General features: G+C 66.4%; 9 protein-coding genes. 1 reads left to right on the top strand and 8 read right to left on the bottom strand.

Annotation, left to right across the window (positions count from 1 at the left end; genetic code table 11):
* Positions 1 to 253: 253 nt before the first annotated feature.
* The 4 genes from guaA to guaB all read right to left on the bottom strand — a co-directional run bounded on the left by guaA (position 254) and on the right by guaB (position 5,217).
* Complete coding sequence (gene guaA / locus EV667_RS08180) at positions 254 to 1,834, bottom strand: glutamine-hydrolyzing GMP synthase (protein ID WP_131834744.1); 1,581 nt, start codon at positions 1,832 to 1,834, stop codon at positions 254 to 256.
* A gap of 81 nt (positions 1,835 to 1,915) precedes the next feature.
* Entirely contained in the window at positions 1,916 to 3,226 is a 1,311-nt protein-coding gene (locus tag EV667_RS08175; protein WP_131834743.1) for an RsmB/NOP family class I SAM-dependent RNA methyltransferase, read from the bottom strand.
* A gap of 25 nt (positions 3,227 to 3,251) precedes the next feature.
* Positions 3,252 to 3,683, bottom strand: coding sequence for an MAPEG family protein (locus tag EV667_RS08170; RefSeq protein ID WP_131834742.1), 432 nt, complete (start codon positions 3,681 to 3,683; stop codon positions 3,252 to 3,254).
* A gap of 43 nt (positions 3,684 to 3,726) precedes the next feature.
* Entirely contained in the window at positions 3,727 to 5,217 is a 1,491-nt protein-coding gene (gene guaB, locus EV667_RS08165) for an IMP dehydrogenase (RefSeq protein ID WP_131834741.1), read from the bottom strand.
* Positions 5,218 to 5,530: 313 nt separating this feature from the next.
* On the opposite strand from guaB, the gene EV667_RS08160 reads away from it, so the two are divergent.
* Positions 5,531 to 6,964 (top strand): MFS transporter, encoded by a 1,434-nt coding sequence (locus EV667_RS08160; protein WP_131834740.1) that lies wholly within the window; start codon positions 5,531 to 5,533, stop codon positions 6,962 to 6,964.
* On the opposite strand, the gene EV667_RS08155 is transcribed toward EV667_RS08160, so the two are convergent.
* The 4 genes from EV667_RS08155 to EV667_RS08140 form a co-directional block, all read right to left on the bottom strand.
* On the bottom strand, positions 6,961 to 7,695 hold the full coding sequence (locus EV667_RS08155; protein WP_131834739.1) for an RlmE family RNA methyltransferase: 735 nt from the start codon (positions 7,693 to 7,695) through the stop codon (positions 6,961 to 6,963). The two genes, EV667_RS08160 and EV667_RS08155, sit on opposite strands and share 4 nt — an antisense overlap.
* Positions 7,692 to 8,855 carry a Ppx/GppA phosphatase family protein gene (locus EV667_RS08150; protein ID WP_131834738.1) on the bottom strand — a complete coding sequence of 388 codons (1,164 nt, stop codon included), beginning with the start codon at positions 8,853 to 8,855 and terminating at the stop codon, positions 7,692 to 7,694. Before EV667_RS08150 ends, EV667_RS08155 begins: the two co-directional genes overlap by 4 nt.
* A gap of 344 nt (positions 8,856 to 9,199) precedes the next feature.
* Entirely contained in the window at positions 9,200 to 9,739 is a 540-nt protein-coding gene (locus tag EV667_RS08145) for an invasion associated locus B family protein (protein WP_131834737.1), read from the bottom strand.
* Positions 9,740 to 10,059: 320 nt separating this feature from the next.
* Positions 10,060 to 16,563 carry an autotransporter outer membrane beta-barrel domain-containing protein gene (locus EV667_RS08140; RefSeq protein WP_131834736.1) on the bottom strand — a complete coding sequence of 2,168 codons (6,504 nt, stop codon included), beginning with the start codon at positions 16,561 to 16,563 and terminating at the stop codon, positions 10,060 to 10,062.
* Positions 16,564 to 16,792: the final 229 nt, after the last annotated feature.

Genomic DNA, 16,792 nt, shown 5'->3' with positions numbered 1-16,792 from the left:
CATTGATGTGGTGGATCGACCGTAGTGGACGGGTACCATCCACTACGGTCGATCCACCAGCGTCAGCCCCAAACCCCAGCCGGACGGGGCTCCGAACTGCCCCAACGTACAAGTGGCGCGACAGTTCCATCCCGAAACTAAGTTTTGATCGTCGCGGCCACGCTTTGGGGCTCGGAAGTCTCACCGGCTGCGTCAGTTCAACGAGTTAGATCGAAAAACAGCGCGCTGCCGGATAGGTTTGGATGGGCCTGAATTATTCCCACTCGATGGTCCCCGGCGGCTTCGAGGTTATGTCGTAGACCACGCGGTTGACGCCCTTTACCTCGTTGACGATGCGGGTTGCCACGCGGCCGAGGAAGGCCATGTCGAACGGGTAGAAATCCGCCGTCATGCCGTCCACCGAGGTCACGGCACGCAGGCCGACCACGTAGTCATAGGTACGGAAGTCGCCCATCACCCCCACCGTCTTCACCGGCAGGATGACGGCGAAGGCCTGCCAGATATCGTCGTAGAGGCCATGGCGGCGAATCTCTTCAAGGTAGATTTCGTCGGCCAGGCGCAGAATATCGAGCTTCTCGCGGCTGATCTCGCCGGGGCAGCGAATGGCGAGGCCCGGACCCGGGAAGGGATGGCGGCCGACAAATACTTCCGGCAGGCCAAGCTCGCGGCCGAGAGCGCGCACTTCGTCCTTGAAAAGCTCGCGCAGCGGCTCGACGAGCTTCATGTTCATCCGCTCGGGCAGGCCGCCGACATTGTGGTGGCTCTTGATCGTCACCGAGGGGCCGCCGGTAAAGCTGACGCTTTCGATCACGTCGGGATACAGCGTGCCCTGGGCCAGGAACCCCGCGCCGCCGACCTTCTTCGCCTCGTCCTCGAACACGTCGATGAACAGCTTGCCGATGGTCTTGCGCTTCACCTCGGGGTCGCTCACGCCTTCCAGCGCGCCAAGGAACATCTCGGAGGCGTCCACATGGACCAGCGGGATATTATAGGCGTCGCGGAATAGCGTGACGACCCGCTCGGCCTCGCCAAGGCGCAGCAGGCCGTGATCGACGAAAACGCAGGTGAGCTGGTCGCCGATCGCCTCGTGGATCAGCACCGCCGCCACCGAGGAATCGACGCCGCCGGAGAGGCCGCAGATCACCCGTCCCGAACCCACCTGCTCGCGGATGCGGCGAATGGCTTCCTCGCGATAGGCCCTCATCCCCCAGTCGCCCCGTGCGCCGGCGATCTTGCGGACGAAATTGCGGATCAGCGCCGCACCATGCGGGGTGTGCACCACTTCCGGGTGGAACATCGTGGTGTAGATGCGCCGTGCCTCATTCACCGCGACGGCGAAGGGCGCGTTCTCGGAGGTGGCCACCACCTCGAACCCTTCCGGCAGGCGGGTCACGCGGTCGCCATGGCTCATCCAGACGGGGTAGCGCTCGCCCACCTCCCACACGCCGTCATAGAGCGCGCTCGGCTTGTGCACCGTCACCTCGGCGCGGCCGAATTCGGCGGCGTGCCCGCCCTCGACCTCGCCGCCGAGTTGCAGCGCGCAGGTCTGCTGGCCGTAGCAGATGGCGAAGATCGGCACGCCCAATTCAAACGCCTCTTGCGGCGCGCGCGGGCTGTTCTCGTCCATCACCGAGGCCGGGCCGCCGGAGAAGATGATGCCGACCGGGTTCAGCCGCCGCACCGCCTCGGCCGCGCTCTGGAACGGCACGATCTCGGAATACACCCCTTCCTCGCGGACGCGGCGAGCGATGAGCTGCGTCACCTGCGAGCCGAAGTCGATGATGAGAATGGTGTCGTGCTCGGCGGTGGCGGCGGTCGGTTCAAACTGGGTCATGACGGGCTCTGTCTGGCTGGCTCTATCTGGCGGGCTCTGTCTGGTGGCTCCCGGCGGCGCGGGCGGTCTCGTCCGCGTTCATTATCCGGCCTGATCGCCGCGCACCATCAGGCTGATGAAGAAGCCATCGGTGGCGGTGCGGCGCGGGGTCAGCAACAGGCCCTCGGGGCGCTCCAGCGCCGCCGCTCGCAGCGTCATGCCGCGCTCGCCCAACGCCAGCACCATCTCGGCCGGCGGCACGAGGCGATAGCCGGGGTGGCGATCGAGGAAGCCACGCACCTGGTCGACATTCTCCTCGTCGAGCAGCGAGCAGGTGACATAGGCGAGGCGCCCGCCGGGCTTCACATAGCGCGCAGCGGTGTCGAGGATCAGGGCCTGCTCCTTCATCCGCTCCGCCAGCGCGCCGGGGCGCATGCGCCATTTGGCGTCGGGGTTGCGGCGCCAGGTGCCCGTGCCGGTGCAGGGGGCATCGACCAGCACGAGGTCCATGCGGTCTTCAAGGTCCTCCAGAACGTCCATCTTGCCGCGCGGCGAGCGCACCTGGACATTGTGGGCGCCGGCGCGCTGCACCCGCTCATGGATGGGTGCGAGGCGGCGCAGATCATCGTCATAGGCGTAGAGCTGGCCGGCGCCGTCCATCAGTGCGGCGAGTTCCAGCGTCTTGCCGCCGCCGCCGGCGCACAGGTCCAGCACCTGCCCGCCACGCGGGGGCGCGGCGAGGATGGCGGCGATCTGCGAGCCTTCGTCCTGAATTTCCACCAGCCCCTTGAGATAGGCCGGCTCGGAGGTGAGCGGGGGCGCTTTGCCGTCGGCCTCCAGCGCGATGCGCAACGCCAGAGGCGACCAGCGGCCGGGCTCGGGGGAGAGATGCGAAATCAGTTCGCTCGCCTTGTCGACATCGCCCTTGAGCGAGTTGACGCGCAAGTCCAGCGGCGCCCGCTCGGCCAGCGCCGCGCCCTCTTCAGCCCGACCCTCACCGAACACGGCGGCGAGCGGCGTGTCGAGCCATTCGGGATAGTCGCCGCGCACATGGGCGGGGGCGTCGTCGAGCGAGGCCTGCGCCAGCCGGGCGTGCTCGGCCTCGCTGAGCGGCGCCGGGGCAAAGCGCGACCCATCGCAAAGCGTGGCAATGGCCGCCACGTCGAGGCCGCGGGCGACCTTCAGCATGCCGAGAACCAGCCCGCGCGGGCTTTCCTCACCCATGATCCAGGCGGCGGAGGCGCGCCGGCGCAGGGCGTCATAGACCAGCGAGGCCAGCGCCGCACGGTCGCCCGACCCGGCGAAGCGGTGGCTACGGCCCCAATCCTTCAAAACGTCGGCAGCCGGGCGGCGTTCGGCGAGGAGGGTGCCGATTACCTCGATAGCGGCGGAAAGCCGGGCAGCCGGTGTCATCTCAACTCCAATTTCAACAAGGGCGTCACGGCAGGGCCGGCGCCAGCAGGATCGCCAGCGCGTAAAGCACCCACATCGCCAGCAGCACGAGCGCGCCGAAGGCGAAGGCGCCGAAGCGCCAGCCCACATGGTTGCTGGTCGCGTACACAAAGGCGTGGACGACGCGGCTGAGCACGAACAGCCACGCCAGCACATGGAAGAAGTCGCTCGTCTGGCGCGTCATCAGCGCCAGAATGACCAGCACATAGAACAGCACCGGCAGTTCAAACTGGTTGCGAAAGCAGTTGCTGACCTGCCGCACCTTGGGTGGCCAGCCCCTGTCGTCGAGAACCACTTCGTCGCGGACGAGACCGCCCGCGCGTATCGCTGCCAGCCGCACCGCTCCAAGCCGGAACAGCACGACGAAAGTGAGGGCGACCTGCACGAACACGGGCAGCAGAGCGGCAGTGACATACATGGATCAGCCCTCCCTCATCGGTTCATCGCGGCGCAGCCCCCGCTCAGACAGCGCCCGGGTAGTTCGGGCTCTCGCGGGTAATGGTCACGTCGTGGACATGGCTCTCGCGCAGGGAGGCGCCGGAGATACGCACGAACTGTGCCTTCTCGCGGAAATCCTGCAGCGTGGCGCCGCCGACATAGCCCATTGCGGCACGCAGCCCCCCGGCCAACTGGTGCAGCACGCCGCCGACCGGCCCCTTATAGGCCACCTGCCCCTCAATGCCTTCCGGCACGAGCTTGAGCGTGTCCTTCACCTCGGCCTGGAAATAGCGGTCGGCCGAGCCGCGCGCCATGGCACCCACCGAGCCCATGCCGCGATACGACTTATAGGAACGGCCCTGATAGAGGTAGACCTCGCCCGGGCTCTCGTCCGTGCCGGCCAGCAGCGAGCCGATCATGGCGCACTCGGCGCCGGCCGCCAGCGCCTTGGCGAGATCGCCGGAGAACTTGATGCCCCCATCGGCGATGACAGGCACGTCGCTCCGCCGCGCCGTCTCCACCGCGTCGAGAATGGCGGTGAGCTGCGGCACGCCGACGCCGGCGACGATGCGGGTGGTGCAGATCGAGCCCGGGCCGATGCCGACCTTGATGGCGTCCGCGCCGGCGTCGATCAGCGCCTGCGTGCCCTCGGCGGTCGCGACGTTGCCGGCGAGGATCTGAACGCTGTTGGACAGCGTCTTGATACGGCTGACCTGGTCCAGCACCTTGCGCGAATGACCGTGCGCGGTATCGACGACAAGCAGGTCGACGCCGGCATCGATCAGCAACTCGGCGCGGCGGAAACCGTCATCGCCCACCGAGGTCGCAGCGGCGACGCGCAGGCGGCCCTGCTCGTCCTTGGCGGCGTTGGGGTTGGTGACGGCCTTTTCCATGTCCTTGACGGTGATGAGGCCGACGCAGCGGCCTTCATCGTCCACCACCAGCAGCTTCTCGATGCGGTGCGTGTGCAGAAGCCGCTTGGCCTCGGCCTGATCGACGCCCTCGCGCACGGTGATCAGCCGCTCCTTGGTCATCAGCTCGGAGATCGGCTGGGCCGGGTTGGTGGCGAAGCGTACGTCGCGATTGGTCAGGATGCCGGCGAGCTTGCCGGCACGCCCGTTCGGGCCGCGCTCGACCACCGGAATGCCCGATATGCCGTGGTGCTTCATCAGCGCCAGCGCGTCGGCGAGCGGCTGGTCGGGATGGATGGTGACGGGGTTCACCACCATGCCGCTCTCGAATTTCTTGACGAGGCGCACATGCTCGGCCTGCACCTCGGGATCGAGGTTGCGGTGGATGACGCCAAGGCCGCCGGCCTGCGCCATGGCGATGGCGAGGCGCCATTCCGTGACCGTATCCATGGCCGAGGACAGGATGGGAATATTGAGCGAGATCGTGCGCGTCACCCGCGAGCGGATATCGACTTCACCCGGCATGACATCGGACAGGCCGGGCTTCAGCAGCACGTCGTCGAAGGTAAGCGCTTCCCGCGCGAGGCCGTCATAGACCGACATCGCCAACTCCCGATTGGGGGCAAGGGGAGCATGGCTCCAGACCCGCCCGATGAATGGATGGACGAAGCGGGCCGGCCTAGCAGACAGTGCCCGCTCGCTTCGAGTTGGCGAGGGCTCATACCATGGCCCGTCACGCTTTCCTAGGCATCTATCTCTGTGCCTGGCGCAATGCCGCTACGCGCCGGACGGCCCCTGCGTAACCCACCCGTGATGACAGATTTGTGCGTGCGATATCGATCGCCCGATGGCCGTGCCGGCGTTATAGCCGGAAACCCGCCCGTCTCACCCCCCGCCTGCAAATCCGGACCGGCCCGTGCGCTCCGAACGTCTCGTCCCGCTCATCGTCGCCTGCGCGCTGTTCATGGAGCAGCTCGATTCGACCGTGATCGCCACCTCGCTGCCGGCCATCGCCGCCGACCTGCAGGAAGACCCGATCGCGCTGAAGCTGGCGCTGACCTCCTACCTTCTGAGCCTCGCCGTGTTCATCCCGGCCAGCGGCTGGTTCGCGGACCGATTCGGTTCGCGCACCGTGTTCCGGGCCGCCATCGTTGTCTTCACGGCCGGCTCGCTGCTCTGTGGCCTTGCGCAGGCGCTGCCGGACTTCGTCGCCTACCGCATCCTGCAGGGCATGGGCGGGGCGATGATGGTGCCGGTCGGGCGCCTCGTCATTCTGCGCACCGTGCCGAAGGAGGAACTCGTCTCGGCGCTGGCCTGGCTCACCATTCCCGCGCTGCTGGGGCCGGTGATCGGCCCGCCGCTCGGCGGCTTCATCACCACCTATTTCGACTGGCGCTACATCTTCTTCCTCAACCTGCCGATCGGGCTGCTCGGCTTCGTGCTGGTCAGCCGCTTCATTCCCGATATTCGCGAACCGAACGTGCCGCCCTTCGACATCAGGGGCATGATCCTGTCGGGCCTTGGCCTCGCCGGCCTCGTCTTCGGCTTCGCGCTGCTCGGCCAGCATGCGGTCGATGCAAGGTTCGCCTTTGCCATCATCGGCGTCGGCGCGGTGGCGATGGGGTTCTACGTCCGCCACGCGCGGCGGACGATCAAACCCATCCTCGACCTGGCCTTGCTGAAGATCCCCACCTTCTTCGCCGGGGTGGTGGGCGCCTCGCTGTTCCGCATCGGCATCGGCGCCCTGCCCTTCCTGCTGCCGCTGCTGCTGCAGCTCGGCTTCGGCCTGAGCCCCTTCGCCTCCGGTATGATCACCTTCGCCTCGGCGGTGGGGGCGATGACGATGAAGTTCACCGCCGCCCCCATCCTGCGCGCCTTCGGCTTCCGGCGGGTTCTGGTGGTGAACTGCGTCATCGCTTCGGTGTTCATCGCGGTGGGCGCGCTGTTCCGGCCGGACATGCCGTATCTCGTGCTGATCGGCGCGCTGGTGCTCGGCGGCTTTTTCCGCTCGCTGCAGTTCACCAGCACCAACGCGCTTTCCTACGCCGATGTCTCCAGCGAGCAGATGAGCCGGGCGACCAGCTTCGCCAGCGTGGCGCAGCAAGTGTCGATCTCCACCGGCGTCGCCGTGGCGGCACTGGTGCTCGACGGCATGCGCGGCTGGCGCGGCGACGGCACCATCGCACTGGGCGATTTCAGCGTCGCCTTCCTCGTCGTGGCGACAATCGCGGTCTGTTCGGTGTTCTTCTTCCTGCGCCTGCCGGCCGATGCCGGCGCCGAACTCGCCCGTGGCAGGGTGAAGCCGGCCGTGCCGCCGGAGACCCCCGGGGAGTTCGGCAGCGCGGCCTAATCGGCCACGGACGCCGGATCGACGACGGAAGCTTGCCGTCCGCGGAACCCCGTCGCCACCACATAGAGCTCCGAAGAATCCGCCCGGCTGGCCTGCGGCTTGATGTGGCGCACGGTTGTGAAATCGCGCTTCAGCTCAGCCAATAGCGTGCTTTCCGTGCCGCCCTGAAATACCTTGGCGATGAACGCCCCGCCGGGGGCCAGCACCTGCCGGGCGAAATCGATCGCCAGCTCCACCAGCCCGACGATACGCAGATGATCGGTCGCCCGGTGCCCGGTGGTGTTGGCGGCCATATCCGACATGACAAGGTCGGCGTCGCCGCCGATCATCTCCTTCAGCCGCGCCGGCGCCTCGTCGGTGAGGAAGTCCATCTGGGCGAAGTCGACGCCGGCAATGGGGTCGATCTCCAGAAGGTCGATGGCGATGATCTTGCCGTGTCCTTCGTCCAGCTTCAGCTTCAAGGCCGCCACCTGGCTCCACCCGCCGGGGGCGGCGCCAAGGTCGACCACGCGCAGGCCGGGCCTGAGGATCTTCACCTTCTCGTCGATCTCGATCAGCTTGAAGGCGGCACGCGAGCGCCAGCCCTCACGCTTGGCGCGCGCGACATAGGGATCGTTGAGCTGGCGCTGGAGCCATTTCTGCGAGGAGGAACTGAGCGAGCGGGCCTTTTTGAGCCGCACTTTGAGCGGCCGTGACTCGCCGCCCTTGCCGGGCTGGGGCTTGTCGATCACGCCGGGGCTCCAGCCCTCTGACGCCACACACCATCGGCACGCATCAATTCCACCAAAATTCCTTCCCGCAGGCCGCGATCGGCGACGCGCAGACGGTCGCACGGAAAAGCCCGGCGCACCGATTCCAATATCGCACAGCCGGCCAGCACCAGATCCGCGCGCTCCACCCCGATGCAGGGATTGGCGGCGCGCTCGGCGAAGGGCATGGCCAGCAGCCGGTCGACCACCACCCGTACCTGTTCGGCACCGAGCCAGGTACCATCAACCTGCGAGCGGTCATAGCGCGGCAGGTCGAGATGCACACCGGCAATCGTCGTCACCGTGCCCGACGTGCCGAGAAGATGCAGCCGGCCGCAATTATGCGGCCCTACCGCCGTCACGAAGCCAGCGAGGTGGGGGGTGAACTCGTTGACCATGGCCTCGAAATCGTCGCGCGTCACCTTCACGCCGCCATGGCGCTCGGCCACCGTCACCACGCCGAGCGGGACCGAGACCCAGGCGCGGATCACCGCCGCCGGCGGGCCGCCGTCGCGCGTCTCCAGCCGGTCGAGCCAGACCACTTCGGTTGAGCCGCCGCCAATATCGAACAACACGGCCCCGTCAGAGGTGGGATCGACCAGCGGCGTGCAGCCGGAAGCCGCCAGCCGTGCCTCGGTCTCCCTGTCGACGATCTCAAGTTCGAGCCCGGTCTCGCGCGCGACCCGGCTGATGAACTCCGCGCCATTCACCGCCGTTCGGCACGCTTCGGTGGCGATCAGCCGGCGGTCGACGATGTGGCGGGAACCGATCTTGGAGGCACAGACCTTCAGCGCCTCGACCGCGCGGTCCATCGCCGCCTCGCCCAGCCGGCCGGAGCCGATCAGCCCCTCGCCCAGCCGAACGATGCGCGAGAAGGCATCGACAACGCGAAAGCCGCTGCCGGTGGGGCGGGCCACGAGAAGGCGGCAATTATTGGTACCCAGGTCCAGCGCGGCATAACAGGGATCATTGTTGCGCGGCCGCGTATTCGACCGCGGGTCGCGCCCCGCCGCGCCGGCCGGCGAGCCGCCAAAGGACGGTCCACCACCCTGGCGATGGCGCTCGCGCGCAACGGGCCGCCCGTCGCCGGCCGACGTTTCCGTCACCCGCTCCCCGGCCCACATCTGGGTCTCGTCGACCATTTCAGTTTCCCCGGCCGAAGCCGTCGTCCCGGCCATCCCGAAAGGCGGCTCAGGCTCGCATTGTTCAACATCTCGGTTGAAATGTAACATTCGCGAGCGCTGGCGCAATCGACTTCATGGCAGCCCGGCGCGGGAAGCGGGGCTTGGCGCAGCGCAAAGACGCGCAGGGCAAGGCGCGGCGCCCCTGCCCTGCATGCGTCACAGGTGCCGATCTCTTGCTGTGCGCCAGCAGACCGAGCCGATTCGCTGCCGCGCCGGCGGCGGATCGCCCGCCGCACGCCGCACGCCGCACGCCGCACGCCGAGGGCGTTACGGCGGGGCACGTCAGCGCGGCAAGCGGCTGGTTACCCCTTCAGCGCCGGCAGCGCCTGTGCGATGCCCGTGATCGGCAGGGTGACATTCACGGTCTGGCCATTGGCGAGGACGAAGCTCGCCACCACTTCCTTGGCGGTCAGCAATTCCTTGCCGAAGGCATCCTCGAACGGCCCGATGGCTTCGCAGCCGCCGCGGCTGCACGAGGCGAAGTCGATCTTGCGCGGCTTGCCCTTGCCGATGATGATCTGCACGCCATCCTTCAGCCGCACGCCGAGCGGGGTACGGATCAGGTAGGTGGGCACGCCCGCCTTGTCCTGGCCGACCTGCCAGAGCAGCACGTTCTTCTTGGACTTGGCCTCCGTCACCTTCATCGTGGCGACGCAGGTTTTCTTGGCGCCCTTCTCGACACCGGCGCGGCAGGTCACGATCCAGTTGTCATAAGTGGTGGTTTCGGTACGGACCGGGGCCTTGCTTTCGGCCGGCGCCGTCTGCGCTAGGGCGGCGGGAATGCCGGCCAGAAGGCAGGGCGCCAGCAGCAGTGCGGCAGCCCGATTGGCGAATGTGTGCATGATGTCCTCCGGCGAATGTCCCGGGCTGTCGACCGCTGGTCTGCGTTGTCGACAGGCGCCACGGGGCGAGAATCATTGTTCTGTTTGTGCCACTGCGCGGCGCACATGGCGAGGGGCGTCGAGCGAGATCGCGATCGCCGTGCCGATCGGCTCATCCGCGCCTGGCGCCCCGCGTCCCGGGCGGAAAGATGCCCCTGGCCGCGCGGCCGCGAATGCCCTCTCAAAAAAGCAATAGGCCGACCACGAGGGTCGGCCCATTCTTATTTTGCAGGCGTCATCCTGTCAGCACGCGACCGGGGCCGCGTGCCGTCCACTGAAGCTTACCAGCGGTACTTGATGCCACCCTGGCCAGCCCAACCCTCGACATCGCCGAAGTTGTATTCGCCGGTACCGAACAGCGCGATACTGCCATTGAGGTCGGCCGTGAAGCCAATGCCCGCATTGTACCAGGTGCCGTTGATGTCGCTGGTGAGCACGGTGCCCGCAACGTTGGTCTTGTTGTCTCCGAGGAACTCGGAGTTGATGTTGAAGATCGCGTGGGGCGTAATCGTCTGGCCGGTCGACATCACGAAGGTCGACTGGACCTGCAGGCCGAGGCGGCCGATCAGCGATTCGGCGTCACCGGGCGAGATGTAGGTTCCGATCGAGTCGTAGTAGGAGTCCTGGTTCGCGCTGACATAGGCGAGTTGGGCCTGCGGCTGGAGCACCCACCCGTTCGACAGTTCGAAGCCATAGCCCATCTCGAGCGAGCCACCCCAGACTGTCGCGTCGGTCTTCGCCGTGACCGTGCTGCTGGAAGCTATGTCGAGATCGAGCACGTCCACCTTGCCGACGATGTCGGTGTAGAAGCCGGCGCCCGCCACCAGGCCGACCTGACGGATCGTGGCGTAGACACCCGCATTCCAGCCATTGATCTCCATGCTGGAGTTTCCACCCCAGGACGACCAGTTGCCATCCACGTCGACATCCGACCAGCCATAGCCGCCGAAGGCGCCGGCGCTGATGCGCCAGTCATTATAGTCGAACGTATAGTCGCCGCCGGCCTGCAGGCCCCAGGTCTGCTGCGAGAAGTCCCACCCGTTGCTGACATCATAGCTCAGGTCAGAGCCGCCGCCGCGGCCCCACATCTGGAACCGAGGTGCCGGCACCGGCTGATAGGTCGGGGCCTTCTCGACGGACTGCGCCATATCGGCGTTGCGGCCCTCAAGCTGATCCTGCTGGCGGATCTCACCAAGCCGCTTATGCAGCGTGTCGAGGCCGGCATAGAAGTGGCGCTGCATGGCGGAAGGCGCCGTCGCATAGCCGGTCGCCTGGGCGGTATAGCCCGCGCGCAGGTACCAGTCGCCGCCGCTGCCGCCATCGGCGAGACCGCCGTCGGAAGCGTCCTGGAACAGGCGGTACGAGAAGGCACCGCCCATCACTTCGCGCTCGCCACTGATGGTGTTGCGCGCGAGCTGGAAGGCGTCGTCGGGCGATTCGCTGCCCTCGGACACGTCGACCACCTTGATGCCCGAGCCGAGCGTGGTGCCGGTGTAGAGACCCTGACCCGGATTGGTGTTGTTGACGTAGACCGTGGTCGTGTTTTCGGCCGCGACATTTCCATTGATGACCAGAACGTCGCTCACGCTCGCGGAGTCATAGAGGTAGGTATCGATCAGCAGGTTGCCACCACCGATATAGTCGCCATTGATCGTCAGACGGTCGCCGGCAATGTCGTCGATGCCATTGTGCAGGGCGATGGTGCCCTGGTTGATGAAGGTCGCGTCGGGCAGAAACTCGTCCGGCTCGCTGCCCTCGGTGTCGTAGAGCTCGATCCGGGTGTCGTGCACGCCATTGACCGAGTCACCGGCCACATCGAGCACGCCGCCCGTGGCGGACAGATTGCCAGCGGCGACGCCCGTGTAGATCGACCGATAGCCATCCTCGCCCCCAGAGCCTTCAAGCACGAAGGTTCCGGTGTCGAGATCGGCGTCGGTGTTCGAGAGGCGGAGGTAGGAGGTCGAGTCGACCCCGACGAAACCGTCCTTGCCGCTGTTGCCGTTGAAGTTCACCCAGCGCTGGGTGAGGTCGAGATAAGACCCGTCGTTGACGATCAGTTCCTGGAAACGCTCGACGTCATCGAGTTCAAGTGCGCTCTCATTGGTGACCACCAGCGTATCGAAGCCGCGGCCGCCATCGATTTCGCCGTCGATGGAGAAGTTCGAGTTCATGTTGTCGAGGCCCGACAGCACGACCAGATCATCGCCGCTGCCGCCGCGGATGTTGTCGAGGGAGATATCGGTCCGCCGCGCATCGGTAGCGGCGACGACGATGGTGTCATCGCCCGAGCCGCCATCGATATCGTCAATCGCGATCTCGCCGCCATCGGCGAAGAGGACGATCCGGTCATCGCCGGAGCCGCCGTCGACGTCTTCGGCACGGATGTCGCTGCGACGGTCGATCGCCGCAAGGATGATCGTGTCTTCACCTGACCCGCCGTCGATGTCTTCGACACGGATATCGCCACCTTCGGAGGCAATCAGGCCGATGAAGTCGTCGCCACGGTCGCCGTCGATATCTTCGCCGCGGATTTCGCCGCCTTCCGATGCCGCCAGGATGATCGCGTCGTCGCCGCTGGTGAACCAGCTACCGTCACCCGAGATGTCGTCGAAGCGGATTTCGCCGCCACGGTTGGCGATCAGGGCAATCGTGTCGTCGCCATCGCCGCCGGAGATGTCGTCGACGCGGATTTCGCCGCCACGGGTAGCAATCAGGCCGATTGCGTCGTCGCCGAAGCTGCCGGAGATGTCGCCGCCGGTGATCTCGCCGCCCCGCGTCGCCAGCAGGCCGATGACGTCATCGCCAAAGCCGCCGGAGATGCTGTCGAAACGCACTTCGCCCCGCTCGGAAGCGAAGAGGCCGATGAAGTCGTCGCCGAAGCCGCCCGAGATGTCGTCGGCGCTGACGTCGCTACGGCGATCGGTTGCCGCAAGGATGATCGCGTCGTCGCCGAAGCCGCCGTCGATGTCTTCGACACTTATGTCGCCACCTTCGGAGGCAATCAGGCCGATGAAGTCATCGCCACGGTCGCCGTCGATATCTTCGCCGCGGATCTCGCCGCCTTCCGACGCCGCCAGGACGATCCGGTCGTCGCCGCTGGTGAACCAGCTACCGTCACCCGAGATGTCGTCGAAGCGGATTTCGCCGCCACGGTTCGCGATCAGGGCGATCGTGTCGTCGCCATCGCCACCGGAGATGTCGTCGACGCGGATTTCGCCGCCACGGGTGGCGACCAGGCCGATCGTGTCTTCGCCGAAGCCGCCGTCGATGTCGCCGCCGGTGATCTCGCCACCCCGCGTCGCCAGCAGGCCGATGACGTCATCGCCAAAGCCGCCGGAGATGGTGTTGGCGCCGTAGCGCACTTCGCCGCCCTCGGAAGCAAAGAGGCCGATGAAGTCATCACCGAAGCCGCCCGAAATGTCGTCGGCGCTCACATCGCTGCGACGGTCGGTGGCCGCAAGGAGGATCGTGTCGTCGCCGAAGCCGCCCGAAATGTCGTCGACGCGAACGTCGCCACCTTCGGAGGCGAACAGGCCGATGAAGTCGTCGCCACGGCCGCCGTCGATATCGTCGCCGCGGATCTCGCCGCCTTCCGACGCCGTCAAGACGATCACGTCATCGCCGCTGGTGAACCAGCTGCCGTCGCCGGAGATGTCGTCGAAGCGGATTTCGCCGCCCCTCGACGCCGACAGGCGAATCTCGTCGTCGCCATCGCCACCGGAGATGTCGTCGACACGGACCTCGCCGCCACGGGTGGCGGTCAGCGTGATCTCGTCCTCACCGAAGCCTCCGTCGATGTCCTCGCCGCGGATCTCGCCACCACGCGTCGCCCGCAGGGCGATTTCGTCGTCGCCAAAGCCACCCGAAATATCCTCGACGCGCACTTCGCCGCCCTCGGAAGCGAAGAGGCCGATGAAGTCCTCACCGAAGCCGCCGGAGATGTCGTCGGCACGGACGTCGCTGCGACGGTCGGTCGCCGAAAGGAGGATGGTGTCGTCGCCGAAGCCGCCGTCGATGTCTTCGACACTTATGTCGCCACCTTCGGAGGCGAACAGGCCGATGAAGTCGTCGCCACGGCCGCCGTCGATATCTTCGCCGCGGATTTCGCCGCCTTCCGACGCCGCAAGGACGATCCGGTCGTCGCCGCTGGTGAACCAGCTGCCGTCGCCCGAGATGTCGTCGAAGCGGATTTCGCCGCCACGGTTCGCGTTCAGGGCGATCGTGTCGTCGCCATCGCCACCGGAGATGTCGTCGACACGGATCTCGCCGCCACGGGTGGCGGTCAGCGTGATCTCGTCCTCGCCGAAGCCGCCGTCGATGTCGCCGCCGGTGATCTCGCCGCCCCGCGTCGCCAGCAGGCCGATGACGTCATCGCCAAAACCGCCGGAGATGGTGTTGGCGCCGTAGCGCACTTCGCCGCCCTCGGAAGCGAAGAGGCCGATGAAGTCATCACCGAAGCCGCCCGAGATGTCGTCGGCGCTCACATCACTGCGACGGTCGGTGGCCGCAAGGATGATCGTGTCGTCGCCGAAGCCGCCCGAAATGTCGTCGACGCGGACGTCGCCACCTTCGGAGGCGAACAGGCCGATGAAGTCGTCGCCACCGTCGCCGTCAATGTCGTCGCCACGGATTTCGCCGCCTTCCGACGCCGCAAGGACGATCACGTCATCGCCGCTGGAGAACCAGCTGCCATCGCCCGAAATGTCGTCGAAGCGCACTTCGCCGCCTTCGGTCGCGAACACGCCGATGAAGTCGTCGCCGGAACCGCCGGAGACGTCGTCGACGCTCACGTCGCTCCAGCGACCAGCCGCCGCGAGAACGATCGCGTCGTCACCCGAACCGCCCGAAATGTCGTCCGCGCGCACATCGCCGCCGAACGCCGCGCCGAGGACGATCAGGTCGTTGCCGTCATTGCCGCTGACGTCGTCCGCACGGACATCGCCGCCGAACGCCGCACCGAGGACGATGAGGTCATTGCCGTCGCCGCCTTCAATGTCATCGACGCGGGTCTCGCCACCGAAGAGGCTGAACACGCCGATGAAGTCGTTGCCGTCGCCCCCGTCGATATCGTCGACGCGGGTTTCGCCGCCCAGCGCATTGCCGACGAGGATGAGGTCGTTGCCCCGGCCACCGTCGATGTCGTCCGCACGCACATCCGCGCCGGGCCCGATCGCCGCCAGCACAATGGCGTCGTTCCCCCAGCCGCCGTCGATGTCGTCGACGCGGGTCTCGCCGCCGAGAACGCTGACCACGCCGATGAAGTCATTCCCGGCGCCGCCGTCGATGTCGTCGACGCGCGTTTCGCCGCCCAGCGCGTTGCCGACGAGGATGAAGTCATTGCCCCAGCCGCCGTCGATGTCGTCGGCGCGCACATCCGAGCCGGGACCGATCGCCGCCAGCACGATGGCGTCGTCGCCGGAGCCGCCGTCGACGTCGTCAACACGGGTCATTCCACCGACAAGGCTGACCACGCCGATGAAATCGTCGCCCGAACCGCCGTCGATGTCGTCGGCGCGCGTGTAGCCGCCGAACAGGTTGCCGACCAGAATGGCGTCGTCGCCACGGCCGCCGTCGATGTCGTCCACGCGGGTCTCGCCGCCGAAGCCGCTGACCACGGCGATGAAGTCGTCGCCGGAGCCGCCGTCGACGTCGTCGGCCCGCACGTCGCTGCGGAAGCCGAAGGCTCCGAGGACGATCGCATCGTCTCCCGACCCGCCGTCGATGTCGTCAACCGTGATGTCGCCACGGCTCGTGGCGAACAGGCCGATGAAATCGTCGCCCTGGCCGCTGCGGATGTCGTCGCCGGAGATGTCGCCGCCATCGGTCGCGGTGAGGATGATCGTGTCGTCATCGCTCGAGAACCAGCTCGGGAAGCCGCCGTTGCCCTCGATATCCGTAAAGCTGACTGCTCCATCATCGGTAGCGGAGAGGCGGATGTAATCGTCGCCGGTCCCACCACGAATGTCGTCGCCGAAGGTCAGGACATTGCCGCTACCCGAGGCAGTGCCGACAATGCTGTCATCGCCCCGGCCGCCGTCCACATAGCCGGTGACTTCCGTGTCACCGTAAATGGCGTTCAGGTTGATCGTATCATCGCCGCGGCCACCGCTCACATTTTCCTGGATTGCCACCCAGTAAGAGGTCGAGCTGTTGGAGCTGCCGATCGTGATCGTGTCGTCGCCCGAGCCACCGTCCACCGAACCGTTGAACTGGACGTTGCCAACGTTGGGCGACACGTTGTCCGCGCCGATGTTGATGACGTCGTTGCCACCCAGGCCCTCGAGTACGATCGGCGTCGGGTTGTACAGGGCGTCGTAGCCGTACGATCCGCCGACCACGTTGATCGAGTCCGCGCCGCCGGTACCCTCGATGTTGGTACCCCAACCGCCGGGGCCACTCGTGTCGCAGAAGATATTGGTCGTGCCGTTGCCAAAGCAGTCCGTTGCACCCGCCTGCTGGGGAAGGGCCGACACCGCAAGCGTGGCGACGAAGACGCCCAGCGCAAGGGATGACACCGACCCGAACAGGGCGACCTTGCTGTGATCGACGGCCACGGGGGCCGGCGCTTTGGCTTTCCGCCTGATAACGATCTTCGCCTTGCCGGCACCCCGGCGCGCGTTGGCAAACTTCTTAGACATCAAATGCCCCCGATCCCTACAATTCACCGAGCGGACCTGCGCCGCTCTTTCGAATCCGCCGGCACCCGCATGCCCCGACTCTTCGATTCGACGGCACCCTAGTCCGGGCGGATCAGGGGTCGCAAGACCACCCGGGTGCCGCAGCAAAGTTGCTAAAATGCCTCCAAAAAAACATATGCAAACGCCGAAAGAGGGGCATGCAATGAAGATACGTGGATTTTCAATGTTTTATTAATTGCGTTTTTGGCACAACGGATTTCTCAGAATTATCGCCAGAATGTTACCTCCGTAGATTTGAAGCTCAACGCCATGGCGGTTCTCACAGCGTGTGCTATTTTTGCTACTAATAAGGGGAAGGCCGGAGGCGGTTGGAGCG

This window comes from Ancylobacter aquaticus, from assembly GCF_004339465.1.
In the GTDB taxonomy this organism is placed as follows: Bacteria; Pseudomonadota; Alphaproteobacteria; order Rhizobiales; family Xanthobacteraceae; genus Ancylobacter; species Ancylobacter aquaticus.
Note: the sequence above shows the minus strand (reverse complement) of the source record. Positions and strands in the feature narration are given on the sequence as shown.

What these genes read in the sequence shown, in the direction of transcription:
- EV667_RS08170 (WP_131834742.1), bottom strand. Translation starts at nt 3,683, where the DNA reads ATGTATGTCACTGCCGCTCTGCTGCCCGTGTTCGTGCAGGTCGCCCTC.
- EV667_RS08150 (WP_131834738.1), bottom strand. Translation starts at nt 8,855, where the DNA reads ATGGTCGACGAGACCCAGATGTGGGCCGGGGAGCGGGTGACGGAAACG.
- EV667_RS08175 (WP_131834743.1), bottom strand. Translation starts at nt 3,226, where the DNA reads ATGACACCGGCTGCCCGGCTTTCCGCCGCTATCGAGGTAATCGGCACC.
- guaA (WP_131834744.1), bottom strand. Translation starts at nt 1,834, where the DNA reads ATGACCCAGTTTGAACCGACCGCCGCCACCGCCGAGCACGACACCATT.
- EV667_RS08145 (WP_131834737.1), bottom strand. Translation starts at nt 9,739, where the DNA reads ATGCACACATTCGCCAATCGGGCTGCCGCACTGCTGCTGGCGCCCTGC.
- guaB (WP_131834741.1), bottom strand. Translation starts at nt 5,217, where the DNA reads ATGTCGGTCTATGACGGCCTCGCGCGGGAAGCGCTTACCTTCGACGAC.